General features: G+C 73.2%; 16 protein-coding genes and 1 pseudogene. 9 read left to right on the top strand and 8 right to left on the bottom strand.

Going from position 1 to position 25,644, the window contains the following annotated elements:
- The first annotated feature begins 80 nt into the window (after window positions 1–80).
- Both ACFYO5_RS03645 and ppdK read left to right on the top strand, forming a co-directional pair.
- The gene (locus ACFYO5_RS03645; RefSeq protein WP_356559648.1) at window positions 81–1,301 is read left to right on the top strand and encodes an ROK family protein; all 1,221 of its coding nucleotides are present in this window, start codon (window positions 81–83) and stop codon (window positions 1,299–1,301) included.
- Window positions 1,302–1,849: 548 nt separating this feature from the next.
- A complete protein-coding gene (gene ppdK, locus ACFYO5_RS03640) occupies window positions 1,850–4,597 on the top strand; it encodes a pyruvate, phosphate dikinase (RefSeq protein ID WP_388703752.1) in 2,748 nt (915 codons plus the stop codon).
- Window positions 4,598–4,941: 344 nt separating this feature from the next.
- Here ppdK and ACFYO5_RS03635 read toward each other — a convergent pair whose 3' ends face one another.
- From ACFYO5_RS03635 to ACFYO5_RS03620, 4 genes are all read right to left on the bottom strand, one after another.
- A complete protein-coding gene (locus ACFYO5_RS03635) occupies window positions 4,942–5,406 on the bottom strand; it encodes an excalibur calcium-binding domain-containing protein (RefSeq protein WP_388703750.1) in 465 nt (154 codons plus the stop codon).
- Between the two features lie 284 nt (window positions 5,407–5,690).
- Window positions 5,691–6,044 (bottom strand): nitrite reductase small subunit NirD, encoded by a 354-nt coding sequence (nirD, locus tag ACFYO5_RS03630; RefSeq protein ID WP_388703748.1) that lies wholly within the window; start codon window positions 6,042–6,044, stop codon window positions 5,691–5,693.
- On the bottom strand, window positions 6,041–8,638 hold the full coding sequence (nirB, locus tag ACFYO5_RS03625) for a nitrite reductase large subunit NirB (protein ID WP_388703745.1): 2,598 nt from the start codon (window positions 8,636–8,638) through the stop codon (window positions 6,041–6,043). The genes nirD and nirB overlap by 4 nt, the downstream gene beginning before the upstream one ends.
- The gene (locus ACFYO5_RS03620) at window positions 8,639–9,850 is read right to left on the bottom strand and encodes an FAD-dependent oxidoreductase (protein WP_356559643.1); all 1,212 of its coding nucleotides are present in this window, start codon (window positions 9,848–9,850) and stop codon (window positions 8,639–8,641) included.
- A 395-nt stretch (window positions 9,851–10,245) separates the two neighbouring features.
- Between ACFYO5_RS03620 and ACFYO5_RS03615 the strand changes: the two genes are divergently transcribed.
- A complete protein-coding gene (locus tag ACFYO5_RS03615; RefSeq protein ID WP_356559642.1) occupies window positions 10,246–11,028 on the top strand; it encodes a TSUP family transporter in 783 nt (260 codons plus the stop codon).
- A 64-nt stretch (window positions 11,029–11,092) separates the two neighbouring features.
- Here the strand turns inward: ACFYO5_RS03615 and ACFYO5_RS03610 are convergent, their stop codons facing one another.
- Window positions 11,093–11,713, bottom strand: a complete 621-nt coding sequence (locus ACFYO5_RS03610) for a class F sortase (protein ID WP_388703741.1) — start codon at window positions 11,711–11,713, stop codon at window positions 11,093–11,095.
- Between the two features lie 119 nt (window positions 11,714–11,832).
- Window positions 11,833–12,369, bottom strand: a complete 537-nt coding sequence (locus ACFYO5_RS03605) for a hypothetical protein (protein ID WP_356559640.1) — start codon at window positions 12,367–12,369, stop codon at window positions 11,833–11,835.
- A gap of 438 nt (window positions 12,370–12,807) precedes the next feature.
- On the opposite strand from ACFYO5_RS03605, the gene ACFYO5_RS03600 reads away from it, so the two are divergent.
- Window positions 12,808–14,454 carry a M4 family metallopeptidase gene (locus ACFYO5_RS03600; RefSeq protein WP_388703738.1) on the top strand — a complete coding sequence of 549 codons (1,647 nt, stop codon included), beginning with the start codon at window positions 12,808–12,810 and terminating at the stop codon, window positions 14,452–14,454.
- A gap of 93 nt (window positions 14,455–14,547) precedes the next feature.
- On the opposite strand, the gene ACFYO5_RS03595 is transcribed toward ACFYO5_RS03600, so the two are convergent.
- Together ACFYO5_RS03595 and ACFYO5_RS03590 are read right to left on the bottom strand one after the other, a co-directional pair.
- A complete protein-coding gene (locus ACFYO5_RS03595; RefSeq protein WP_388703736.1) occupies window positions 14,548–16,953 on the bottom strand; it encodes a molybdopterin oxidoreductase family protein in 2,406 nt (801 codons plus the stop codon).
- A gap of 625 nt (window positions 16,954–17,578) precedes the next feature.
- Window positions 17,579–18,256 carry a vancomycin high temperature exclusion protein gene (locus tag ACFYO5_RS03590; RefSeq protein WP_388703733.1) on the bottom strand — a complete coding sequence of 226 codons (678 nt, stop codon included), beginning with the start codon at window positions 18,254–18,256 and terminating at the stop codon, window positions 17,579–17,581.
- A 353-nt stretch (window positions 18,257–18,609) separates the two neighbouring features.
- Here ACFYO5_RS03590 and ACFYO5_RS03585 point away from each other — a divergent pair, with 353 nt between their 5' ends.
- The 5 genes and pseudogenes from ACFYO5_RS03585 to ACFYO5_RS03565 all read left to right on the top strand — a co-directional run bounded on the left by ACFYO5_RS03585 (window position 18,610) and on the right by ACFYO5_RS03565 (window position 25,575).
- Window positions 18,610–19,413: a sirohydrochlorin chelatase gene (locus tag ACFYO5_RS03585; RefSeq protein WP_388703729.1), complete on the top strand. Its 804-nt coding sequence runs from the start codon at window positions 18,610–18,612 to the stop codon at window positions 19,411–19,413.
- An 88-nt stretch (window positions 19,414–19,501) separates the two neighbouring features.
- The gene (locus ACFYO5_RS03580; RefSeq protein ID WP_388703726.1) at window positions 19,502–20,755 is read left to right on the top strand and encodes a deoxyguanosinetriphosphate triphosphohydrolase; all 1,254 of its coding nucleotides are present in this window, start codon (window positions 19,502–19,504) and stop codon (window positions 20,753–20,755) included.
- 129 nt (window positions 20,756–20,884) lie between these two features.
- The gene (locus ACFYO5_RS03575) at window positions 20,885–22,150 is read left to right on the top strand and encodes an NAD(P)/FAD-dependent oxidoreductase (protein WP_388703723.1); all 1,266 of its coding nucleotides are present in this window, start codon (window positions 20,885–20,887) and stop codon (window positions 22,148–22,150) included.
- Window positions 22,151–22,255: 105 nt separating this feature from the next.
- Complete coding sequence (dnaG, locus tag ACFYO5_RS03570; protein WP_388703720.1) at window positions 22,256–24,160, top strand: DNA primase; 1,905 nt, start codon at window positions 22,256–22,258, stop codon at window positions 24,158–24,160.
- 104 nt (window positions 24,161–24,264) lie between these two features.
- A pseudogene (locus tag ACFYO5_RS03565) lies at window positions 24,265–25,575 on the top strand (RNA polymerase sigma factor).
- Window positions 25,576–25,644 lie beyond the last annotated feature (69 nt).

The raw sequence follows: 25,644 nt of genomic DNA, 5'->3' as shown, positions 1-25,644 counted from the left end.
GCTACCCTAGGGTTACGTCTATTTAACACGCAGAACTCAATATGTAATGCAGGGTTGGGAAACACAAGGGGGCGTGCAGCATGACCGGACAGCCCGGACGGACGGGCAGGGGCGGCGGTCAGGCCGGCGCGGGAGATCTGCTCGCGCTGGTACGCGCCGGCCGGGCCACCACGCGCGGTGCCCTCCAGCAGGCCACCGGGCTCTCCCGGGCCACGGTCGGGCAGCGGCTGGACCGCCTCTTCCGCGCCGGCTGGCTGCGCGAGGGCGCGGGCGGCCCGGTCGACTCCCCGCTGGGCGGCCGTCCCTCCATCACGCTGGAGTTCGACGACGCGCACGCCGTCGTCCTCGCCGCCGACCTCGACACCCGGCACGCGCGCGCGGCCGTGCTGTCCCTGACCGGCGAGGTCCTCGCCGAGCACTCGGGCACGCCGACCCTGGAGGACGGTCCGGACGCCGTCCTCGGCGAGCTGGGCGGCTGGTTCGCGGAGCTGCTGGAGAAGGCCGGCCACCGCGCGGACGAGGTGTGCGGGATAGGTCTCGCCGTGCCCGGCCCGGTCGACAGCGAGACGGGCCTGGTGGTCCAGCCGCCGATCATGCCCGGCTGGGACGGCTACGACATCCGCTCCCGCCTCGCCCGCGCGTTCACGGAACGCACGGGCGCCGCCCCGGTCCCCGTCCTCGTCGACAACGACGCCAACCTCATGGCGTACGCCGAACAGCGCGCCGGATACCCCGACTGCTCGGCGTTCGTGCTGGTCAAGGTCTCGACGGGAATCGGTGCGGGGGTCGTCGTGGGCGGCGAGATCTTCCGGGGCGTGGACGGCGGCGCCGGCGACATCGGGCACATCCGGGTGGGCTCCGAGGCGCTGTGCCGCTGCGGCTCCCACGGCTGCCTCGCGGCCGTCGCCAGCGGCGGCGCGGTGGCCCGCAGGCTGGCGGAGACCGGCGTGCCCGCGGCCTCCGGCTCGGACGTACGGGACCTGCTCGCCGCCGGGCATCCGGGCGCGGCGGCACTGGCCCGCGAGGCCGGACGCCAGGTCGGCGACGTGCTGGCGACGGTCGTGACGCTGCTCAACCCGGGCGTCCTGATGATCGCCGGGGACCTCGCCGGCACCTCCTTCCTCACCGGCGTGCGAGAGCTGCTGTACCAGCGGGCGCTGCCCCGCTCCACGGCCCGGCTGGAGGTGGTGACCTCACGACTGGGGGAGCGGGCGGGGCTGGTGGGGGCCGGCGCGCTGGTCGTGGAGCATCTGTACGCCCCCGCGCGGGTGGAGGAGCGGTTGCTGGCGCTGGGGGTGTGAGCGGTTGCCGGTGCTGGGTGTGTGTGAGCGGTTGCCGGCGGCTGGTATGCCTGCGGCTGCTTGCCCGGCGGCTGGTTGTGCGGCGCAGGCGCGGCCGGTCCGTGCGACGAGCGGTGTGACGAGGGGGTTTTCCGTGGCGAGGCGGGGTCCGGCAGGCGTCCGGAGAGCGTCCGGATGGTGAAATCCGACGGTGTGTGGAAGCGTGATTCTCGCCACCCTTGATAGGGGTAGCGCTCAGATGAGCGAGTCGCGCTCGTTTGCACTTCCTCAAGGGGTGGCACTCAGTGCCACCCCTTGATCGTTCATCGATCGAAATCAATCGTGGCGATGGTCGCTCATTCGAGCGCAAAGGGAGGTTCCTGGGAGCGGATGCGTTCAAGAAGTGGAAACATCGGCTCCTTCGCGCTTGCCAAGCTTTGACTTTCGATCCGGTGGCGGACGCCTGGTCATAGGCGCATGACGCGCAAGTGGACGTACCCAGGCGCCTTCGATCTGGGTATGTTCCTGCCCGTCAGGGCAGCCACCGCGTCCTCGAGGAGTCGAGACCCGTGTCGGAAAACAAAGATCTCCCGGTAGCCGGAACGGCCACGAGCGTTGAGGCCGTGAAGTTCGTCTACGACTTCACCGAAGGCAACAAGGACCTCAAGGACCTCCTCGGGGGCAAGGGCGCGAACCTGGCCGAGATGACCAACCTCGGCCTGCCGGTGCCCCCCGGCTTCACCATCACCACCGAGGCCTGCAAGGTCTACCTCGACAGCGGCGAGGAGCCGGCGGCACTGCGTGACGAGGTGAGTGCGCACCTCGACGCCCTCCAGGAGAAGATGGGCAAAAAGCTCGGCCAGGCCGACGACCCCCTGCTCGTGTCCGTCCGCTCCGGCGCGAAGTTCTCGATGCCCGGAATGATGGACACGGTGCTGAACATCGGGCTCTCGGACAAGTCGGTCCAGGGCCTGGCCAGGCAGGCGGGCGACGAGCGCTTCGCGTGGGACTCCTACCGGCGCCTCATCCAGATGTTCGGCAAGACCGTCCTCGGCGTCGACGGTGACCTCTTCGAGGAGGCGCTGGAGGCGGCCAAGGAGGCCAAGAAGGTCACCGTCGACACCGAGCTGGAGGCCGCCGACCTCAAGAAGCTGGTCACCCGCTTCAAGAAGATCGTCAAGTCCGAGGCCGGCCGGGACTTCCCGCAGGACCCGCGCGAGCAGATGGACCTCGCCATCCACGCGGTCTTCGACTCCTGGAACACCGACCGCGCCAAGCTCTACCGCCGTCAGGAACGCATCCCGCACGACCTGGGCACCGCGGTCAACGTCTGCTCCATGGTCTTCGGCAACCTCGGCCCCGACTCCGGCACCGGCGTCGCCTTCACCCGCGATCCCGCCTCCGGCCACCAGGGCGTCTACGGCGACTACCTCCAGAACGCCCAGGGCGAGGACGTCGTCGCCGGCATCCGCAACACGGTCCCGCTCGCCGAGCTGGAGACCATCGACAAGAAGTCGTACGACCAGCTGATGCAGATCATGGAGACGCTGGAGAACCACTACAGGGACCTCTGCGACATCGAGTTCACCATCGAGCGCGGTCAGCTGTGGATGCTCCAGACCCGCGTCGGCAAGCGCACGGCGGGCGCGGCGTTCCGCATCGCCACGCAACTCGTCGACCAGGGCCTGATCGACGAGGCCGAGGCGCTCCAGCGGGTGACCGGCGCCCAGCTCGCCCAGCTGATGTTCCCGCGCTTCGACGAGGACGCGAAGGTGCGGCAGGTCGGCCGGGGCATCGCGGCGTCGCCGGGCGCGGCGGTCGGCAAGGCGGTCTTCGACTCGTACACCGCGGTCAAGTGGTCCCGCTCGGGCGAGAAGGTCATCCTGGTCCGCCGCGAGACCAACCCCGACGACCTCGACGGCATGATCGCGGCCGAGGGCATCCTCACCTCGCGCGGCGGCAAGACCTCCCACGCGGCCGTGGTCGCGCGCGGCATGGGCAAGACGTGCGTGTGCGGCGCGGAGGAGCTGGAGGTCGACACCAAGCGCCGCCGGATGACGGTCCCGGGCGGCCATGTCGTCGAGGAAGGCGACCTCATCTCCATCGACGGCTCGTCCGGCAAGGTCTACCTGGGCGAGGTCCCGGTGGTCCCCTCCCCGGTGGTCGAGTACTTCGAGGGCCGGATGCACGCGGGCGCCAACGACGCCGACGAGCTGGTCGAGGCCGTGCACCGGATCATGGCGTTCGCCGACCGCAAGCGCCGCCTGCGGGTCCGCGCCAACGCGGACAACGCCGAGGACGCGCTGCGCGCCCGCCGTTTCGGCGCCCAGGGCATCGGCCTGTGCCGCACCGAGCACATGTTCCTCGGCGACCGCCGTGAGCTGGTCGAGCGCCTGATCCTGGCGGACACGGAGACCGAGCGCGAGGAGTCGCTGGCCGCGCTCCTGCCGCTCCAGAAGCAGGACTTCGTGGAGCTGTTCTCGGCGATGGACGGCCTCCCCGTCACGGTCCGGCTCCTCGACCCGCCGCTGCACGAGTTCCTCCCCGACATCACGGAGCTGTCGGTGCGGGTGGCGTTGGCGGAGTCCCGCCAGGAGCCCCACGAGAACGAACTGCGCCTGCTCCAGGCGGTGCACCGGCTGCACGAGCAGAACCCGATGCTCGGCCTGCGCGGTGTCCGCCTGGGCCTGGTGATCCCCGGCCTGTTCACCATGCAGGTACGGGCGATCGCCGAGGCGGCGGCCGAACGCAAGGCGGCGAAGGGCGACCCGCGCGCGGAGATCATGATCCCGCTGGTGGGCACGGTCCAGGAGCTGGAGATCGTCCGCGAGGAGGCCGACCAGGTCATCGCCGAGGTCCAGAAGGCCACCGGCACCGACCTGAAGCTCGCCATCGGCACGATGATCGAGCTGCCGCGCGCCGCGCTGACCGCCGGCCAGATCGCCGAGGCGGCGGAGTTCTTCTCCTTCGGCACCAACGACCTCACCCAGACCGTGTGGGGCTTCAGCCGCGACGACGTCGAGGCCTCCTTCTTCACCGCCTACCTGGAGAAGGGCATCTTCGGCGTCTCCCCGTTCGAGACGATCGACCGGGACGGCGTGGGTTCCCTGGTGAAGCTGGCGGTCGAGGCCGGCCGCGCGACCCGCCCCGACCTCAAACTCGGCGTCTGCGGCGAGCACGGCGGCGACCCGGAGTCCGTCCACTTCTTCCACGAGGTCGGCCTCGACTACGTCTCCTGCTCCCCCTTCCGCATCCCGGTCGCCCGACTGGAGGCAGGGCGCGCGGCGTCCCAGTCGGCAGGCAGCGACCACCGCTGAGCCGGGCGTGGGGACGGCCCCCTGGCGGACCGTCCCCACCCCCTCCCGCCCCGGAGCCGCCGCGGTCCCCGACCCTCAGCACCGATCGCGGCGGCTCCGGCGCACCGAGAGAGGACGGCACCCGTGCGGGGGTGCCGTCCTCTTGTGCTGCTCTCGGCGGCGGGGACAGGGCCGTCGCCGGGCGGATACGCGAGCCGAGCCGCGTGAGACGCAGGCAGCGCGCCGAACGGCCTTCACACACCACTCCGTCCGGGACGGTGCCCAGCGCTACGGGCGTCGTCCTGGTCGGCGGCGACGGCCCGCAGTGCGTCGGCCAGGGCCCGCGGTCCGAGGACCGTGTCCTCCTATTCGCAGCCCGTCCCGTCGCCGTCGCGGTCCAGGTGTCTGCCGTAGCCCGGGTCGCCCGCGTGGACCGGGGCCGCGCCCGCGGCTCGGGCCGCGGTGCAGTTGGCGTAGTAGGCGGTGTCGGAGCCGCCCGAGCCCCCCGAGTCGCCCGAGCCCCCCGCGCCGCCCGAGTCGTCGGAGCCGCTGTCGTCGTTCGCCGCCGCCGTGACCGTCTTGGTGACTCTCACCGTCTCCGTCGCGGTCACCGTCTCCGCCGGCTCCGGCGTGGCCGTCTCCGTGGCGGTCGTCGTCACCGTGACGGTCGGCCGGGGAGTGGCGGACAGCGGCTTGGCGTCGGTGGCGGCGGGCTCGGCGTCGGTGCCGCCGATCCCCATGCCCACGAACAGGGCCAGGGCGAGGGCGGGCAGGACGTACCGTTTGCGGGCCCACTTCGGGGTCCGTGCGGTGGTGTACGGGTTGCTCATGGATGTCCCCCCAGGCTGTGTGCGAGGGGGTGACCGTACGGCCGGGAGGCGGGGCGTGGAGGAGGAGTGGCCGATTCGTGACGAACCTGTGTGTGCCCGGCGTCTCCAGGCCGCGGTCCGGGCAGCCGGGGCACCGGGCTGTCCGGGGGTGAGGGGGCGCCGGCCGGGTGGGTGAGGTGGGCGCCGTCGCCGGCCGACCGCGGGCCGCCCCTGACCGTCAGGGACCGACGCGCGTGCGCCGTAGGGCGGCCCGAGGACCGGGGCCGCCCTACGGCACGGACAGGTCAGACCGCCGCCCGCACCTCGTACGTCGTGACGCCGACCGTGTCGTCGTCCAGGCACTGTCCGCTGCGCAGGTCGAAGCGCTGCTTGAGCAGGGGCGAGGCGACGAACGGACGGCCCTGGACCGAGCCGGTCAGACCGCGGGAGAGGACCGCCGCGCCGCTGAACGGGTCGCGGTTGTCGATGGCGTACAGCTCTCCCGCCCGGTCCCGGAACACGGCCACCTGGCGGCCGTCCGGCAGAAGCGCCGCCACCCCGCGGCCGGGGACCAGCAGGCTCAGGTCGCAGACCGTGAACCAGTCCTCGCCGAGCTGGAGTTGCACCTTCAGGTCGGTCGTCTCGAGTGCCAGGGTCATCGCTGGGCGCTCCCTTCCAGGGGACGGTGGCCGATGGAGAGCAGCGGCAGATCGGGCTTGATCTGGTCGCGCTCGGGGACGAAGCCGACGACCGGGTCGGGGGTGTCCGGCGCGTTGACGAAGGACACGAACCGGGACAGCTTCTCGGGGTCGTTGATGGTGGTCGCCCACTCGTCGGCGTAGTTGGCCACGTGCGCGGCCATCAGGGACTCCAGCTCCTCGCAGATGCCGAGGGAGTCCTCCACCACCACGTCCCGTACGTGGTCCAGGCCGCCGGGGACCCGCTCCAGCCAGGTCGAGGTGCGCTCCAGCCGGTCGGCGGTGCGGATGTAGAACATCAGGAACCGGTCGATCAGGCGGATCAGTCCGGCGTCGTCGAGGTCCTGGGCGAGGAGGTCGGCGTGGCGCGGGGTGGCGCCGCCGTTGCCGCCGACGTACAGGTTCCAGCCGTTGGAGGTGGCGATGATGCCGAAGTCCTTGGACTGGGCCTCGGCGCACTCACGGGCGCAGCCGGAGACGGCGGACTTCAGCTTGTGCGGGGAGCGCAGGCCCCGGTAGCGCAGCTCCAGGTCGATCGCCATGCGGACGGAGTCCTGGACGCCGTAGCGGCACCAGGTCTGTCCGACACAGGACTTGACCGTGCGCAGCGACTTGCCGTAGGCGTGGCCCGACTCGAAGCCGGCGTCGACCAGGCGGGCCCAGATCAGGGGGAGCTGTTCCACGCGGGCGCCGAACATGTCGATCCGCTGGCCGCCGGTGATCTTCGTGTAGAGGCCGAAGTCGCGGGCGATCTCGCCGATGACGATCAGGCCCTCGGGGGTGATCTCGCCGCCGGGGATGCGCGGGACGACCGAGTAGGAGCCGTTCTTCTGGAGGTTGGCGAGGAAGTGGTCGTTGGTCTCCTGGAGGGCCGCCTGCTCGCCGTCCAGGACGTAGCCGCTCGCGCCGATCGTGGGGGCGAGGGAGGCGATGATCGAACCGACGGCGGGCTTGCAGACGTCGCAGCCGTCGCCGCCGCGCGCGCTGTCGCGGCCGTAGCGGTCGAGCAGGTCCTGGTAGGTGTTGATGCGCAGGGCGAAGACGATCTCGTACAGCTCCTCGCGGGTCTGCGAGAAGCAGCCGCACAGGCCCTTGTCGACCTCGACGCCGCTCGCCTCCAGCTCGGCGGTGACGAGCTGTCCGAGGACCTTGACGCAACTGCCGCAGCCGGTACCGGCCTTGGTGCACTTCTTCACCTCGGGCACGGTGGTGCAGGAGTGCTCGGTGACCGCGCCCCGGATGGCGCCCTTGGTGACGTTGTGGCAGGAGCAGATCACGGCCTCGTCGGGCAGGGCGGACGGGCCGAGCTGGGCGCCGCCGCCGGACCCGGCGGGCAGCACCAGCGACTCGGGCGAGATCGGCGGGACCGAGCCGGTGAGGGCGCGCAGGGTGCCGTAGGCGTCCGCGTCACCGATCAGGATGCCGCCGAGCAGGGTGCCGTCGCGGCCGATGACCAGCTTCTTGTACAGGCCCGAGCGGGAGTCGGAGTACACCACGTCGAGACAGTCCTCGGCGGTGCCGTGCGCGTCACCGAAGGAGGCCACGTCCACGCCGAGCAGCTTGAGCTTGGTGGAGAGGTCGGCGCCGGTGAAGGAGGCCTCGTCGGCGGCGATCGTCGCGGCGGCCGTCTCGGCCTGCTCGTAACCGGGGGCGACCAGGCCGTACACCCGGCCGTCGGCGGCCAGCGCGCACTCGCCGATCGCGAAGACGTGCGGGTCGGCGACCGTGCGGCACTGCTCGTCGACCGTGATGCCACCGCGCTCGCCGACCGTCAGACCGCAGTCGCGGGCCAGCTGGTCGCGGGGGCGGACGCCGGCGCTGAACACGACCAGGTCGGTGGCGAGTTCCGAGCCGTCGGACAGCTTCATGCCGGTGACGGCACCGGAGTCGTCCGTCAGGATCTCCTGCGTGCCGACGCCCGTGTGGACGCTCAGGCCCATCTCCTCGATGGTGCGCAGCAGGGCCGCGCCACCGCCCTCGTCGACCTGCACCGGCATCAGGCGCGGCGCGAACTCCACGATGTGGGAGGTGAGTCCGAGGCCCTTCAGCGCGCCCGCGGCCTCCAGACCGAGCAGACCGCCGCCGACCACCGCGCCCGTCGTCGCCCGTGACCTGGCGTACTCCTCGATGGCGAGGAGGTCCTCGATCGTGCGGTAGACGAAGCAGCCCTCGGCGTCCTTGTTGGGGACCGGCGGCACGAACGGGTAGGAGCCGGTGGCCAGTACCAGCACGTCGTAGTCGACGACCAGACCCGAGCGGGCGGTGACCCGGCGGGCCTCACGGTCGACGGTCTCCGCCGGGTCGCCGACGTACAGCTCGATGCCGTGGTCCTTGATGAACTCCATGTCGGTCATGGAGAGGTCCTCGGGCGTCCGGCCCGAGAAGTACGAGGTGAGCTGGACCCGGTCGTAGGCGGGACGCGGCTCCTCGCACAGCACGACCACGCGGTGCGTGGCGGTCAGGCCGCGCTCGGCGAGCGCCTCCAGGAAGCGCTGGCCGACCATGCCGTGGCCGACGAGGACGATCGTGGGGGTGGCCCCCGGGGTGGCGGTCATTCAGGAGCCTCCGTCGTTGGTGAGCAGGTGGAGCAGCGGGCCGTCGTCGGGGAGCGGCTCTGCTCCCTCCCAGGCGCGGGCGAGCGCGCCGACGGTGCCGAGTTCGCCGACCAACACGCCGCCGACCAGGCGGTCGTCGCGGACGACGACCTTGCGGTAGGTGCCGCGGGTCGCGTCGGCGAGCTGGACGACGTCGTCGCCGGGGCGCGCCTCGGTCTCGCCGAACGAGGCGAGGTCGAAGGCGGAGTGCCCGTGGAGAGTGAGGCGGGTCAGGGAACGGGTCCCGCGGTAGCGGGCGTGGGCCGAACCGGCGAGCGACTCGGCGAGTACGTCGGCCTGTTCCAGCGCGGGGGCGGCGAGTCCGTAGACCTCGCCCCGGTGTTGGACGCAGTCCCCGATCGCGCGGATGTGCGGGTCGGAGGTGCGCAGTTCGTCGTCGACGACGATGCCCTTCCGGACGGCGAGTCCGGCGTCCTTGGCGAGGCCGGTGCGCGGGTGGACCCCGCAGGCCAGGACCACCAGGTCGGCGTCGAGGGCGTATCCGTCGGCCATCTCGACCGAGCGGACCGCGCCGCCGACACAGCGCACGTCCCGGACCCGGCACTCGGTGTGCACCTCGACGCCGAGGTCCCGCAGGTGCCGCAGCACCAGCCGCGAGGCGCCCGGGTCGAGCTGACGCTCCATGAGCCGCTCGGACTGCTGGGCCAGGACCACCTGCGCGCCGCGTACGGCCAGTGCGCGGGCGGCGGAGACCCCGAGGAGCCCGCCGCCGATGACGACGGCCCGCACGCCCGGCCGGACGACCTTCGACAGCCCCAGGCAGTCGTCCATGGTGCGGAAGGCGTGGACGCCCTCGGGGAGTTCGTGGTCCGGCGTGAACAGCCCGCGCAGCGGCGGCAGGACCGGGTTGGAGCCGGTGGCGAGCACCAGCGTGTCGTAGGCGATCTCCGAGCCGTCCGCGCAGACCAGGCCGCGCCGCTCGCGGTCGATGCCGGTCACCCGGGCCCGGACCAGTTCGGCGGGCGCGGGGAGCGCGATCACCTCGGGGGCGTACCGGCCGGCCAGCACCTCGGCGAGCAGGACCCGGTTGTACGGCCGGTGTTCCTCCTCGCCGATCAGCAGTGCGGGCGTGCCCAGCTCACCGAGCCGGCGGGCGAGGCGTACGCCCGCCAGGCCGGCTCCGATCACCACCACACGCTTATTCGAGGTCATGACATCGAGCGTGCGGTGCGGAGGTTACCCGGCCGCATCACGGTTGTTTCCCGCGAGGAACGCTGCCCTCAGCGGGGGCGGGGCAGGGGTGTGAGGGTTCCCGGGAGCGCGGAGAACACGGTGTGAGCTCGTGCCCGGCGCGCGGGGCGGGGGCGGGGCGGTGTGTGCCCGCGTCCGGCGGGGGTGGTGAGGCGTGGCGGCGTCCGGCGGCCGGTCCGTGCGGGCGGCCGGCGTCCGGCCCGTGCGGGCGGTGTGTGTGTGCCGGCGGCCAGCCCGTGCGGGCGGGGCGGTGTGTGCCCGCGTCCGGTCCGCGCCGGGGCGTGTGACCGGTTCGAAGCTCAGGAGTGCCTCAGTTCGATGGACGCACCACGTATCCGGTCCCTAGGGTCGCGATCATGCCTGACATATCGCTGACCGTGGTCGTCGTCCTGTGCCTCGCCGCGCTCGCGGCCGGCTGGATCGACGCCGTGGTCGGCGGGGGCGGGCTCCTGCTCCTGCCGGTCCTGCTGCTCGGCCTGCCGGCCGGCACCCCGGCCGCGCACGCCCTCGGCACCAACAAGGCCGTCGCCATCGTCGGCACCTCCGGCGCGGCGGTGACGTACGCCCGCAAGGCGCCGGTCGACGTGGGGGTGGCCGTACGGATCGGGCTCGCCGCGCTCGCCGGGTCGTCCGCGGGGGCCTTCTTCGCGGCCGGGATGAGCACGGACGTCCTCAAGCCGGTGATCATGGTGGTGCTGCTCGGGGTCGGCGCCTTCGTGATCCTGCGTCCGGCCTTCGGTACCGCCCCCGCCACCGGTCCGGCGGGCCCGCGCCGCGTCCTCGCCGCGATCGGCCTCGCGGGTCTCGGCATCGGTTTCTACGACGGACTCGTCGGCCCCGGCACGGGCACCTTCCTGGTCCTCGCCCTGACCGCCGTCCTCCACCTCGACCTGGTCACCGCTTCGGCCACCGCCAAGATCGTCAACTGCTGCACCAACGCGGGCGCCCTGGCCACGTTCGCCTGGCAGGGCGCGGTGCTGTGGCAGTTGGCGCTGCCGATGGCCGTCTTCAACCTCGCGGGCGGCATGCTCGGCGCCCACACGGCGCTGAGGAAGGGCAGCGGCTTCGTCCGGATCGTGCTGCTGACGGTGGTGTTCGCGCTGGTGGCGAACCTGGCGTACGAGCAGTGGGTGGCGTAGGGGGCCGGAGGAGGGCCGCGGGCGGTGGCGCCGCGCACGTGGCGGACGGGACCCGGACCACGGGTCACCGGCTCCCCGTGAGATGCGCGAACACGACGACGTTCCCCCGGTAACCGGTTGCCCGCGAGTATCCGCCGCCGCAGGTGATCACCCGCAACTCGGGTCGCGCCGCGGCCCCGTACACCTTCTTGTCGGGGAAGTCGCCGGCGTCGTACACCTCGACCGCGTCGACGGTGAACACGGCGACCCCGCCGTCGCGCCGGTCCACCTCGATCGTGGCACCCCGGCGCAGGGCGCCGAGGTCGTAGAAGACGGCCGGGCCGTCCGCGTTGTCGACGTGCCCGGCGACGACCGCGGTGCCGGTCTCACCGGGGGTGGTGCCGGACTCGTACCAGCCGGCGAGGTTCTTCTTCGAGGCGGGCGGCACGTCGAGGCTGCCGGAGCTGGTCAGGCGGAGGCCCATGAGAGGGGCGTCGACCCGGATCGACGGGATGCGTACGCGGTCGGGCGGGGAGGGCGGCAGCGCGGGCGCGGACCGCGGGTCGGCGCCGCCCGGACGGGCCTCGGCGGCCGACGGCTGCGGTGGGGCGTGCGTCCCGGCGCCGCCGTGCAGCAGCCACGCGCCCGAGCAGAGGGCGACCGCGGTGACGGCCGCTATGACGGTGTCGCCGACGACTCCGCGCATGCCTGAACACCCCTCTCCCTGACGGAACACCCCGTGCCCCCCTCCGGGTCGCGAGGGGCGTCGGACCCGGAGGGGGAGGGGACATGCGGTACCGGCGGACGGACAGCGGAGGATGTCCGTCAGATCCCGTCGCCTCTCGCCCGGCGATGCAGGAGCCAGGTACCGCCCGCGGCGGCGACGGCGAGAGCCGTCACACCGGCCGCGGTCTGCACGGGGTCGGGGCCCAGAGCGCCGCCGACCCCCGTCTTCACACTTCCTCTCGGGAGCACCTGCTCCCGGGAGGAACTCAGGACGACCACCAGATCCCCGGCGACCCGCCGCCCGTCCCCGGCGCACCGCGCGACGATCTCGTACGTCCCCGGCTGCGCGCTCGGCGGCACCTGGAACTGCCCGATCGCCTCACCGTCGTGGCTGCTCGGCGCGAGCATGAAGGGACCGGCACCGACGGCGCCCGCGTCCCCCGCCGCCGCCCCCGGGTCGCCGCACGCCGCCGTGTTCACGGTGACCTGGTCGCCCGGCACGGCGGTGGAGGGATACACGTTCAGGCTGCCGGTTCCCGAGACGGCGGTGGCGGCCTGGACGGGCGCGGCGAGCCCGGCCGCGGTGGCCACGGCGAGCGCGGTACCGGTCAGCAGTCGGGCGGCGGTACGTCGCATCGGTGCTCCTCCGAGCTTTCGCGAGGGCGGCCCGCGACATCCCCATGTGCCGCTGCGTCGGTCGCGCCCCTGCTCCTCAGAGGTAAGTGGCAGCGACGCGAGCGCGCTTCCTGAGTGGCCGTCAGGAACGTGGTGAACGGGTGTCGGGCGGATCGGCCGCGCGAGTGCATCCCGGCTCGTTTCGGCTGGTCACCGCCGTGCGCGAAGCAGCTGACGGAAAAGAACCCGATGGGCGCGGAAGGGGGGTGTGAACGGGTGACCCGGGCGGTGCCGGGCTCCCGGGCGGCGCCTCCCCCCACCTCGGTCACCGCACCCGCACCGCTCCCGCACGCGTGCGCTATGGACATGACATGTCATGCCCCCTTAAATCTCAGGACGACCTCCGCGCCACCCCCACGCGCCCCCCACGGCGCCCTTCCGAGGATCCCGAGGAGACCGATGAGTCGGATACGGCAGCACGTCCGAGGTTCCCGTCTCGCCACCGCCGGCATCGCCGCCACCACGGCCACCCTCCTGGCCGCCGTACTCACCCCCGCCGCCGACGCGGCCGACCGGCCGAACCGGGCCACCGCGGTGGACAACGCCACCGCCGTGCTGGCCGAGCGCGCCGCGAGCCTGGGCCTGACCCCGGCCCAGGGCACCGCCGTCCGGGACGTCATCGTCGACAAGAACGGCACCCAGCACGTCCGCTACGACCGCACCTACCGCCGACTCCCCGTCCTCGGCGGCGACTTCGTGGTCCATCTGGCACCCGACGGCAGCTACCGCGGCGCCGACCGCGCGACCGCGCGCGAGATCTCCCTCCCCACCATCGTCCCCGCCCTCTCCGCTCCCGAGGCGGCCGACACCGCCGCGAACGCCCTGCGCGCCGCACACCTCGGCGAGGCGCTCGAGAAGCTGACCGCGAAGCCGCGGCTGGTCGTCGACGCCCTGCACGGCGCCCCGAAGCTGGCCTGGCAGACGAACGTCGCCGCACTGGACTCCGCGGGCAACCCGGTCGCCCGCGCCGTCCTGACCGACGCCCGCACCGGCGCCCGGATCGACGCCTGGGACACCCTGGAGACCGCCACCGGCGACGGCAGGTCCCTGTACGGCGGCACGGTCCCGCTGGAGACGACCCTCTCCGGATCGACGTACCAGCTCAAGGACCCCACCCGCGGGAACACGTACACCGGCGACGCGGCCAACAAGACCGACCTGTGCATCTTCGGCATCTGCATCAGCCGCGCCCCCTCGACCCTGTTCACGGACGCCGACAACCACTGGGGGGCCGGCGCCACCGCCGACCGCGCCACGGTCGCGGTGGACGCGCAGTACGGCACGGACGTGACCTGGGACTACTACAAGAACGTCCACGGCCGCAACGGCATCGGCAACGACGGGAAGGGCTCCTACAACCGCGTCCACTACGGCAACGCCTACAACAACGCCTTCTGGGACGACAGCTGCTTCTGCATGACCTACGGCGACGGCGACGGCACCCAGCTCGGCCCGCTGGTGTCGCTGGACGTGGCCGGCCACGAGATGAGCCACGGCGTGACCTCCAAGACCGCCAAGCTGACCTACTCGGGCGAGTCCGGCGGCCTCAACGAGGCGACCTCCGACATCTTCGGCGCGCTCGTGGAGTTCCACGCCGCCAACTCCTCCGACGTCGGCGACTACCTCATCGGCGAGAAGATCGTCCGCTCCGGCTTCGGCCGCGACGCCCTGCGCTACATGGACAAGCCCTCCAAGGACGGCAAGTCCGCCGACTACTGGAGCAGTTCGGTCGGCGGGCTCGACGTCCACTACTCCTCGGGCGTCGCCAACCACTTCGCGTTCCTCCTCGCGGAGGGCAGCGGCACCCGAACCGTCAACGGCGTCACCTACAACTCCCCTACGTCCAACGGCTCGACGCTGACGGGCATCGGCCGCGACAAGCTCGGCAAGATCTGGTACCGGGCGCTGACCGTCTACATGACGTCGTCCACCAACTACGCGGGCGCCCGCACGGCCACCCTCAACGCGGCCCGCGACCTCTACGGCGCCGGCAGCCCGGAGCACAACGCGGTGGCGGCGGCCTGGAGCGCGGTCAACGTCAACTGACCGCGTCCCGCCGGGCCCACCGGTGGGCGGCACCTTCGGCGGGTGCCGCCCACCGGGAGCGGGAGGGCATGTCCTCGCCCACGGGGACGGCCCTCAGGCGCCGGCGATCTCCACCCGCACCGCGCACACCTTGAACTCGGGCATCCGCGAGGTCGGGTCCAGGGCCGGATTCGTCAGGGTGTTGGCGCGGCCCTCGCCCGGCCAGTGGAACGGCATGAACACCGTGTCGGGGCGGATGCCGGTGGTGATCCGGGCCGGTGCCACCGCCCGGCCCCGCCGCGACACGACGGCCAGCGGATCGCCCTCGGCCGCTCCGAGCCGCGCCGCGAGGCGGGGATGCAGCTCCACGAACGGGCCGGGCGCGGCGGCGTTCAACTCGTCCACCCGCCGGGTCTGGGCGCCGGACTGGTACTGGGCCACGACCCGGCCCGTGGTGAGGAACACCGGGTACTCCTCGTCCGGTTCCTCGGCGACGGGCCGGTGCGAGACCGGCACGAAACGAGCCCGGCCGTCGTCCGTGGCGAACCGGTCGAGGAAGAGACGGGGCGTGCCCGGGTGGACGGTACCGGCCTCGTCGCGCGCGGAGTCCGCCGTGAACACGCCGGAACCGACGTCCGCGGCGCCGTCCCCACGGGCGCTCGCACCGACGTCCTCACCGTCACGGTCACCGTCACCGTCACCGTCACCGTCACCGTCCCCGGCCGCGGCTCCCGCGCCCACCGCCCCGGCGGGGTCGGCCGCCTTCGCCGGGCTTGCCGGGCCGGCCGCCCCGATGGTGCCCGCTGCCTCCGCGGCGCTCCCCGAGCCCGACGCCCCGCTGCCGGCGTTCGCCCCCTCGGCCCCGCCCCCCGCGGCCGCCGTTCCGGCTTCCGCCGACGCACCCCCCGCCTCAGGCACCGCCGGGCACGGCCAGAACACCCCGTTCTCCTGCGCCAGGCGCCGGTAGGTGATGCCGGAGTAGTCCGCGGGGCCGCCCGCGCTCGCCCGGCGCAGCTCCTCGAAGACCTCCTCGGGATCGGTGGGGAATCCCTTCTCCACCCCGAGCCGGGAGGCCAGCTCGTGCAGCACCTCCAGGTCGCTGCGCACCCCCTCGGGGGGAGTGATCGCCCGCTGCCGCAGCAGCACCCGTCCCTCCAGGCTGGTCGTCGTCCCGCTCTCCTCGGCCCACTGGGTGACGGGCAGGACCACGTCCGCGAGGGCGGCCGTCTCCGACAGCACCACGTCGCAGACGGCGAGGAAGTCGAGGGACCTGAGACGCTCCTCGATGTGCGCGGCACGCGGCGCGGACACCACCGGGTTGGAGGCCATCAGCAGCAGCGAGCGGATGTCGCTGCCCATCGCGTCCAGCAGCTCGTAGGCGCTGCGCCCCGGACCGGGCAGGCTGTCGGGGTCCACGCCCCACACCTCGGCCACGTGCCGGCGCGCCACCGGGTCGTCCAGTTTGCGGTAGCCGGGCAACTGGTCCGCCTTCTGGCCGTGCTCGCGCCCGCCCTGCCCGTTGCCCTGCCCGGTCAGGCAGCCGTACCCGGACAGCGGGCGGCCCGCCCGGCCGGTGGCCAGGCACAGGTTGATCCACGCGCCGACCGTGTCGGTGCCCTTGGACTGCTGCTCCGGCCCGCGGGCGGTGAGCACCATCGCGGCCTCCGGCTCGCAGAACATCCGCACGGTCTCCCGGAGCTGCGGAACGGACACCCCCGTGATCCGTTCCACGAACTCCGGCCAGTGGGCCATCGCCGCCGCCCGCGCCTCCTCCCAGCCGGAGGTGCGCTCCCGCACGTACTCCTCGTCGACCCGTCCCTCGGCGACGACCAGGTGCAGCAGCCCGAGCGCGAGCGCGAGGTCGGTGCCGGGCCGGGGCATCAGATGCAGGTCGGCCTGCTCGGCGGTCCTGGTGCGGCGCGGGTCGATGACGATCAACGTGCCGCCGTTCTCGCGCAGTTCGCTGAAGAAGCGCAAGGAGGGCGGCATGGTCTCCGCGAGGTTGGAGCCGACCAGGATCACGCAGCCGGTCTTCGGGATGTCCTCCAGCGGGAACGGCAGCCCCCGGTCCAGGCCGAAGGCCTTGATGCCGCCGGCCGCGGCGGAGGACATGCAGAAGCGGCCGTTGTAGTCGATCTGCGAGGTGCCGAGGACCACCCGCGCGAACTTGCCGAGCGCGTACGCCTTCTCGTTCGTCAGTCCGCCCCCGCCGAACACCCCGAGCGCGTCGGGTCCGTGCTCCGCCCGGATCCCGCCCAGCTCACCGGCGATCCGGTCGAGCGCCTCGTCCCAGGTCGCGGGCGTGAGCGTGCCGCCGGAGCGCACCAGCGGCGAGGTCAGCCGTACCCGGGACGAGAGCACCGCCGGTGCCGTCCGGCCCTTGCCGCACAGCGCGCCCCGGTTCACCGGGAAGTCCACGCGCTCGGTCACCTCGACGCCGCCCTCCGGCGTGGGCGACAGGTTCATCCCGCACTGCAGGGCGCAGTACGGGCAGTGGGTGGGCGTCGAGGTGGTCTGCATGCGTTTCAGCGTGCTTCGGCCGTGTTACGCGCCGTGCGGTGTCCTGTTACGGCGGTGTGGTGGTGCCCTCCCCACGGACGCCGGCCCACCGTGAGGCACGGCCGCGGCCCTTGCCCGCGTACGCCCTGCCGGCTTCGACGCCTTGCCCGCCTACGCCTCGCCCGCCCACTGCCTGCCGGTCTCGACGCCTCGCCCGCCCACCGCCTGCCGGTCCCGACGCCCTGCCCGCCGACGCCCGCCCGCCCACTGCCTGCCGGTCTCGACGCCTCGCCCGCCCACCGCCTGCCGGTCTCGACGCCCTGCCCGCCCACCGCCTGCCGGTCCCGACGTTCTGCCCGCCGACGCCTTGCCGGCCCACGCCCTGCCGGTCTCGACGCCTCGCCCGCCCACCGCCTGCCGGTCTCGACGCCTCGCCCGCCCAACGCCTGCCGGTCCCGACGCCCTGCCCGCCGACGCCTTGCCCGCCCACTGCCTGCCGGTCTCGACGCCTCGCCCGCCCACCGCCTGCCGGTCCCGACGCCCTGCCCGCCGACGCCTTGCCCGCCCACGCCCTGCCGGTCTCGACGCCTCGCCCACCCACCGCCTGCCGGTCTAGAGGCCCCGCCCGCCTCGGACGCCCCGCTCGCTACCCGCCCGACGCCAGCGCCCGCGTCACCCCGGGCTCCTCGGGCCCCAGGAATCGCGGATCCGGCTCGAACACCGCGTCCAGCGCCGCCTTGCCGGCCGCGAAGATCTCCCGCGCGCCGCCGTAGTACCAGGTCGCGTCGTGTACGGCGTCGACACCGACGCCGTAGGAGTGGATGCCCGCCGCCTCGCACAGCGCGACCGCTCGCCGGATGTGGAAGCCCTGACTGATGAGGACCGCGCGGTCGACCCCGAAGATCCTCTTCGCGCGGACGCAGGAGTCCCAGGTGTCGAAGCCCGCGTAGTCGCTGACGATCCGCGCGTCCGGAACGCCGTGCTCCGTCAGGTAGGCGCGCATGGCGTCGGGCTCGTCGTAGTCCGCACGGCTGTTGTCCCCGGTGACGAGCACGACCTTCACGCGCCCCTGCCGGTACAGCGTGGCCGCCGCGTCCAGCCGGTGCGCGAGGTACGGCGACGGCTCGCCGGCCCACAGGCCGGCACCGAACACCACCGCGACGTCGGTGCGCGGCGCGTCGGCCGTCGTGCCCAGCCGGTCCGCGGTCGACACGTGCAGCCAGGTGGCCGGGAGCAGTCCGAGCACACAGGCCGCCATCACGCCCCGCACCAGCCGCCGCCACCCGGTGCGGGTGCGCGGCAGCCGCGGCCGACGGATCTTCATACGGTGCCCCCCGCTGCCCGTCCGGACTGTCCTTCCGGTCTCCGCCAGGGAAGACGCGGCGAGCGGTGATCCGGTTCGGTCAGCCCGCGTCGCCCAGGTCACACGCCCCGCGAGGACGAGCCGCCCCACCGCTCACACCGCAGGTCACACCGCACCTCACAGCGCGGTCACGCGCGCGGTGAACCCCCGGAAAACACTCGTGACGGTCGCGCAACGGCGGCGCAACCTCGCGCCGCCACGATCGGTACATGACGGCGTCCCCTCCATGTACGACGAGCAGGTACGACGAGTCCCACCACCGGCCCGGCAGCCCGCCGCCCGGTGGCACCCACCTCGACAGCACGGGGCACCTCATGAACCGGACCGACTCCCAGCTCGCCGGCCGGCTCAGCCTCGTCCCCCGCGGCGGCCGCCGGCGCCCCGCCCCGCCCGCGCTGGTGGTCGTCGCCCACGGCAGCCGCGACCCGCGCGCCCTGAGCACCGTCGGCACGCTCCTGGACCGCGTCCGCGACCTGCGTCCGGACCTGCCCGTGCACCTCGGGCACATCGAACTCAACGAGCCGCTGCTGTCCGACACCCTCGCCCGCCTCGACGCGACGGACACGGCGGACGCCGTCCTCGTCCCCCTGCTCCTCAGCCGCGGCTACCACGTGCGCCGGGACATCCCCGAGATGGCCGCCCAGGTGCGGGTACGCACGCGCGTGGCCGCACCGCTCGGCCCGCACCCCCTCCTCGTGGAGACCCTGCACGCGCGTCTCGTCGAGGCCGGCTGGCACACCCGCATGACGGACGCCGAACGCCGCGCGAGCGCGGTGGTCCTCGCGGCGGCGGGCTCCCGCGACCCGGACTCGGCCGTCGACACCGGCCGCACGGCCCGGCTGCTGGCGGACCGCCTCGGCGTCCCCGTGGTCCCGGCGTACGCCTCGACGGCCGCGTCCACCGTTCCCGCGGCGGTCCGCGCCCTGGCCGCGCGAGGCCGCCACCGCGTGGCCGTCGCCTCCTATTTCACGGCCCCCGGCCGCTTCGCCACCGAGTGCGCGCAGGCCGCCCCCTGGATCGCCGCGGCCCCCCTCGGCACCCACGAGGCGATGGCCCACCTGGTGCTGCACCGCTACGACCAGGCGCGCGCGGTGAGCGTCGGCAGCAACGCCGCCTGAGCGCGCGGGGCGGCGCGACCGCGCCTCCCACGCGTCCCGGCGGCCGAGCGGTGCCCCGATTGTCACTGCCGCCGCTTACTGTCGAGACATGCCCTACGACGTGCCGTCAACAGAACGCTGGGCGGCGGAGCCCGACAAGCGCCCCGGCCGCACCGCCTTCCAGCGCGACCGCGCCCGCGTCCTGCACTCCTCGGCGCTCAGAAGGCTCGCCGGCAAGACCCAGGTGGTGACCCCCGGCACCCGCACCGACGCCTGGGACGCCACCCCCCGCACCCGCCTCACCCACTCCCTGGAGTGCGCCCAGGTCGGCCGGGAGCTGGGCGCGGCCCTCGGCTGCGACCCCGACCTGGTGGAAGCGGCCTGCCTCTCGCACGACCTCGGCCACCCCCCGTTCGGGCACAACGGCGAACAGGCGCTGAACGACTTCGCGCGTGACTGCGGCGGCTTCGAGGGCAACGCCCAGTCGCTGCGCCTCCTCACCCGTATCGAACCCAAGCGCTTCACCCCCGAGGGCTCCGTCGGCCTCAACCTCACCCGCGCCACCCTCGACGCCGCCACCAAGTACCCCTGGCCGCGCGGTGCCCACCCCACCGACCCGGCGTCCCCCAAGTTCGGTGTCTACGACGACGACCGTCCCGTCTTCGACTGGGTCCGCAAGGAGGCCCCCGGCACCCGCACGTGTTTCGAGGCGCAGGTCATGGACTGGTCGGACGACGTGGCCTACTCGGTGCACGACGTGGAGGACGGCCTGCACGCCGGCCACATCGACCCCGGCTGCCTGCACGCCGAACCGGAGCGCGCCGAGGTCTTCCGCGTCGCCGTCGGCCGCTACGTCCCCGCGGACACCGACCCCGCTGCACTCGCCGCCGCCCTGGACCGGCTCCAGGATCAGCCGTGGTGGCCGCACGGCTACGACGGCACCGCCGCCGCCCAGGCCCGCCTCAAGGACGCCACCAGCCAGCTCATCGGCCGCTTCTGCCTGGCCGCCGAGACCGCCACGCGCGCGCGGTACGGCCTCGGGCGCCTCACCCGCTACGGCGCCGAACTCGTCGTCCCCCACGAGACCCGGCTGGAGTGCGCGGTCCTCAAGGCCGTCGCCGACCGGTACGTCATGCAGCGCGCCGAGCAGGAGCTGCTCCGCGCCGACCAGCGCGTGGTCATCGGCGAGCTGGCCGAGGCGCTCACCGCGCGCGCCCCCGACGGCCTGGACCCCCAGTTCCGCGCCCTCTTCGAGCGGGCCGCCGACGACCGCGCCCGCAAGCGGGTGATCGTCGACCAGATCGCCTCCCTCACCGACGCCTCGGCCCGCTCCCTGCACGCCCGCTTCACCGCGAGATCCTGAACGGGCGGGCCGATGCGCCCGAACGGGCGCGAAGGTGACACTCCGTGGCCTGATCGGGTCACCCCCTCTTCCCCCCTCACGCCCCGTGCGGGACGCTCGGGTGGCGGCACTGTTACGAGGAGGCATCACGTGGTCGACGCGGATCAGACATTCGTCATCGTCGGAGGAGGCCTGGCCGGCGCCAAGGCGGCCGAAACACTGAGGACCGAGGGCTTCACCGGCCGCGTGATACTGATCTGCGACGAGCGGGACCACCCCTACGAACGCCCGCCACTCTCCAAGGGTTTCCTGCTCGGCAAGGACAGCCGGGAGAGCGTCTTCGTGCACGAACCCGCCTGGTACGCGCGCAACGACGTGGAGCTGCACCTGGGCCAGACCGTCGACGCGATCGACCGTACGGCCAAGACGGTCCGCTACGGCGACGACGGCACCCTCGTGCACTACGACAAACTGCTGCTGGCCACCGGCTCCGAGCCCCGCCGCCTCGACATTCCCGGCACCGGCCTCGCGGGCGTGCACCACCTGCGCCGCCTCTCCCACGCCGAGCGCCTCAAGGGCGTCCTCGCGGCACTCGGCCGCGACAACGGGCACATCGTGATCGCCGGCGCCGGCTGGATCGGCCTGGAGATCGCGGCGGCGGCCCGCGAGTACGGCGCGGAGGTCACCGTCATCGAACCGGAGCCGACCCCGCTGCACGGCGTCCTCGGACCCGAACTGGGCAATGTCTTCGCCGAGCTGCACCGCGAGCACGGCGTCCGCTTCCACTTCGGCGTCCGGCTCACCGAGATCGTCGGCCAGGACGGCATGGTCCTCGCCGCCCGCACGGACGACGGCGAGGAGCACCCGGCGCACGACGTGCTCGCCGCGATCGGGGCCGCCCCGCGCACCGCCCTCGCCGAGGCCGCCGGACTGGAGCTGGCCGACCGCGTCCACGGCGGCGGCATCGCGGTGGACACCCGGCTGCGCACCTCCGACCCCGACATCCACGCCGCGGGGGACGTGGCGTCCTTCCCGCTCGGGCTGTTCGGCACGACGCTGCGGGTCGAGCACTGGGCCAACGCCCTGAACGGCGGACCGGCCGCCGCCCGCGCCATGCTCGGCAGGGACGTCAGCTACGACCGGGTGCCCTATTTCTTCTCCGACCAGTACGACCTGGGGCTGGAGTACAGCGGATGGGCGCCGCCGGGGACGTACGACGAGGTGGTGATCCGGGGCGACGCGGGGAAGCGGGAGTTCATCGCGTTCTGGGTCAAGGAGGGGCGGGTGCTGGCGGGGATGAACGTGAACGTGTGGGACGTCACAGAGCAGATCCAGAAGCTGGTGCGGGCGGGTGGGCCGGTCGACACCGAGGCGCTCGCGGATCCCCATGTGCCCCTCGACAGGTTGATCGCCTAGGGCCCCTCGTCCGGACCGGCCCGGCATGATCCGGACGAGAGGTTCTGGCCGCCCGCGGGGTTCCGCCGTCCCGGGGATGTCGGTCCACCCCCGTAGAATCACCACGTGGCAGGACGGATCAACGACGAGGACGTGAAGGCGGTTCGGGACGCGGTCCCGATCGACGCCGTGGTGTCCGAGTACCTCCAGCTGCGCGGCGCGGGCGGCGGCAACCTCAAGGGTCTGTGCCCCTTCCACGACGAGAAGTCACCGTCCTTCCAGGTCAGCCCCAGCAAGGGTCTCTTCCACTGCTTCGGCTGCCAGGAGGGCGGCGACACCATCACGTTCGTGATGAAGATCGACCACCTCACCTTCTCCGAGGCCGTCGAGCGCCTCGCCGCCCAGGCCGGCATCACCCTGCGTTACGAGGAGGGCGGCTACAACCCCTCCCACCAGCGCGGCGAACGCATCCGCCTGGTCGAGGCCCACAAGATGGCCGCCGAGTGGTACGCCGAGCAGCTCGCCGTCAGCCCCGAGGCCGACGCCGGCCGGATCTTCCTCGCCGAGCGCGGCTTCGACCAGGCCGCCGCCGTCCACTTCGGTGTCGGCTACAGCCCCCAGGGCTGGGACCACCTCACCCGCTTCCTGCGCGGCAAGGGCTTCAGCGACAAGGAACTCGTCGTCTCCGGCCTCGCCCAGGAGGGCCGCCGCGGCCCCATCGACCGCTTCCGCGGCCGGCTCATGTGGCCCATCCGCGACATCGGCGGCGAGGTCGTCGGCTTCGGCGCCCGCAAGCTCTACGACAGCGACAACGGTCCCAAGTACCTGAACACGCCGGACACGCCGATCTACCGCAAGTCGCAGGTCCTCTACGGCATCGACCTCGCGAAGAAGGACATCGCCAAGGTGTCCCGTGCGGTCGTCGTCGAGGGCTACACCGACGTCATGGCCTGCCACCTGGCCGGCGTCACCACCGCCATCGCCACCTGCGGCACGGCCTTCGGCACCGACCACATCAAGATCCTCCGCCGCCTGCTGATGGACAACGGCTCCGCCCGCGTGATCTTCACCTTCGACGGCGACGCGGCCGGCCAGAAGGCGGCCCTGCGCGCCTTCGAGGACGACCAGAAGTTCGCCGCCGAGACGTACATCGCCATCGCGCCGGACAACATGGACCCCTGCGACCTGCGGCTGGCCAAGGGCGACGAGGCGGTCGCCGACCTCGTCGAACCCCGCACCCCGCTGTTCGAGTTCGCCCTCCGGCAGATCGTCGCCCGCTACGACCTGGAGACCCCGGGCGGCCGGGCCGCCGCCCTCGACGAGGCCGCCCCGGTCGTCGCCCGCATCAAGAACAGCGGCGCCCAGCACGAGGTCGCCGTGCAGCTGGCCGGCATGCTCGGCATCCTCGACACCCAGTTCGTCGTCAAGCGCGTGGCACAGCTGGCCCGTTGGGCCCGCGACCGCGGCGGCAGGGGCCCGGCGCCGGCCCGCGGCGGCTCCGCCCAGCCCTACGAGGCCGCCCCCCGCCCCACCACCGCCGGTCCCGCCCTCACCCTGCGCAACCCCGTCTACGCCACCGAGCGCGAGCTGCTCAAGCTCGCCCTCCAGCGCCCCGAGCTGGTCGCCCCGGCCTTCGACGCGTACGGCGCCGACGAGTTCACCGCCGCCCCGTACGCCGCCGTACGCGCGGCGATCCAGGAGGCCGGCGGCGCCGAGTCCGGCGTCCAGGACGGGCAGGAGTACCTGGTGCGGGTCCGGGACGCCGCGCCCGACGACACCGTCCGCGCCATGGTCACCGAACTGGCCGTGGAGCCGATCATGCGGCGCGCGGTCGACGACGTCTACGCCGGCACCGTCCTCGTCCAGGTCCGCCGGCGCGCCGTGGAGCGACGGGTCCGCGACGTCCAGTCCCAGCTGGCCCGGCTCTCCGCCGGCGGCGACCCGGCCCAACTGGCCGCCGTGCAGAACGAGCTGTGGGTCCTCCAGCAGTACGACCAGGCGCTGCGCGGGCACGGAGCCGCCGCTCTCTGACCGGACGCCGGCCGGCACGGTCAGCACGCGGTCACGGACCGGACGCAAAAAGTCATCGCACGCCCCTCGTGGCGGCGATGTGTCGTACTCCACACTGGGTGGCGGTGCCTGAGTCCTCGGAGCGCGGCCGATCCGTCCCCAACGGGTCCCACACCCCCCGCGGTTCCGCTCATCGCGTACGGGACGGACGGCGGCGAGGCCGCCTGCTCCGCCTCGAAGCAGCGCTGCCGCTCCTCTCGGCAGCGATCACCCTGGAGGTCGCCCCCGTGCAGACCCAGACCCTCACCCAGACCGACACGTGTACCGACGGCACGGAACCGGACGGCGGGACGGGCGTCCTGGTCGCGGTCCCGCCGCAGAACCGTGCCGTACGTCACCCGGAGACGGCCATGGAACCGGAGCCCGAGCCGGCCGACCCGGCGCCCGAGGACCCGTCCGCCGAGGCGCTCGACGAGACCCCCGAACCCGTCGACCCGCCCGCCCCGCGCTTCGTCGACACCTCCGGCCCCTCCTCGGACCTGTTCCGCCAGTACCTGCGCGAGATCGGCCGCATCCCGCTGCTCACCGCCGCGGAGGAGGTCGAGCTGGCCCGCCGCGTGGAGGCCGGACTGTTCGCCGAGGCGAGACTGGGCAGCACCCCCGACATGGACAGCGACCTCGCCCTCGACCTGGACAAACTGGTCGTCATGGGCCGGATGGCCAAGCGCCGCCTCATCGAGTCGAACCTGCGCCTGGTCGTGTCGGTCGCCAAGCGCTACGTCGGCCGCGGCCTGACCATGCTCGACCTCGTCCAGGAGGGCAACCTGGGCCTGATCAGGGCGGTCGAGAAGTTCGACTACGCCCGCGGCTACAAGTTCTCCACCTACGCCACCTGGTGGATCCGGCAGGCCATGTCCCGCGCGCTCGCCGACCAGGCCCGCACGATCCGCGTTCCCGTGCACGTGGTGGAGCTGATCAACCGCGTGGTCCGCGTCCAGCGCCGGCTGCTCCAGGAACGCGGCTACGAGCCCACCGCCGAGGAGGTCGCCGCCCAGCTCGACCTCGCCCCCGAGCGCGTCGGGGAGGTGCTGCGGCTGGCCCAGGAGCCGGTCTCGCTGCACGCCCCGGTGGGCGAGGAGGACGACGTCGCCCTCGGCGACCTCATCGAGGACGGCGACGCCGCCAGCCCCGTGGAGTCGGCGGCGTTCCTGCTGCTCAGGGAGCACCTGGAGGTGGTGCTGTCGACACTCGGCGAGCGGGAGCGCAAGGTCGTCCAGCTCCGCTACGGCCTGGCCGACGGCCGCCCCCGCACCCTGGAGGAGATCGGCCGCATCTTCGGCGTCACCCGGGAGCGCATACGGCAGATCGAGTCCAAGACCCTCAACAAACTCCGCGACCACGCCTTCGCGGACCAGCTCAGGGGCTACCTGGACTGACGTGGGGGCCGCCTGCGGGGCGGCGGCTCCCCGTCCGCCGTCCCCCCGGTCCCTGTCGTCACCTTCCCG

The sequence above is a fragment of the Streptomyces sp. NPDC006259 genome, assembly GCF_042870975.1.
In the GTDB taxonomy this organism is placed as follows: Bacteria; Actinomycetota; Actinomycetes; order Streptomycetales; family Streptomycetaceae; genus Streptomyces.
Note: the sequence above shows the minus strand (reverse complement) of the source record. Positions and strands in the feature narration are given on the sequence as shown.

Coding starts and splice junctions, on each gene's coding strand:
- ACFYO5_RS03645 (WP_356559648.1), top strand. CDS start 81: ATGACCGGACAGCCCGGACGGACGGGCAGGGGCGGCGGTCAGGCCGGC.
- ACFYO5_RS03635 (WP_388703750.1), bottom strand. CDS start 5,406: ATGAGCAACCCGTACACCACCGCACGGACCCCGAAGTGGGCCCGCAAA.
- nirD (WP_388703748.1), bottom strand. CDS start 6,044: ATGACCCTGGCACTCGAGACGACCGACCTGAAGGTGCAACTCCAGCTC.
- nirB (WP_388703745.1), bottom strand. CDS start 8,638: ATGACCGCCACCCCGGGGGCCACCCCCACGATCGTCCTCGTCGGCCAC.
- ACFYO5_RS03620 (WP_356559643.1), bottom strand. CDS start 9,850: ATGACCTCGAATAAGCGTGTGGTGGTGATCGGAGCCGGCCTGGCGGGC.
- ACFYO5_RS03615 (WP_356559642.1), top strand. CDS start 10,246: ATGCCTGACATATCGCTGACCGTGGTCGTCGTCCTGTGCCTCGCCGCG.
- ACFYO5_RS03610 (WP_388703741.1), bottom strand. CDS start 11,713: ATGCGCGGAGTCGTCGGCGACACCGTCATAGCGGCCGTCACCGCGGTC.
- ACFYO5_RS03605 (WP_356559640.1), bottom strand. CDS start 12,369: ATGCGACGTACCGCCGCCCGACTGCTGACCGGTACCGCGCTCGCCGTG.
- ACFYO5_RS03600 (WP_388703738.1), top strand. CDS start 12,808: ATGAGTCGGATACGGCAGCACGTCCGAGGTTCCCGTCTCGCCACCGCC.
- ACFYO5_RS03595 (WP_388703736.1), bottom strand. CDS start 16,953: ATGCAGACCACCTCGACGCCCACCCACTGCCCGTACTGCGCCCTGCAG.
- ACFYO5_RS03590 (WP_388703733.1), bottom strand. CDS start 18,256: ATGAAGATCCGTCGGCCGCGGCTGCCGCGCACCCGCACCGGGTGGCGG.
- ACFYO5_RS03585 (WP_388703729.1), top strand. CDS start 18,610: ATGAACCGGACCGACTCCCAGCTCGCCGGCCGGCTCAGCCTCGTCCCC.
- ACFYO5_RS03580 (WP_388703726.1), top strand. CDS start 19,502: ATGCCCTACGACGTGCCGTCAACAGAACGCTGGGCGGCGGAGCCCGAC.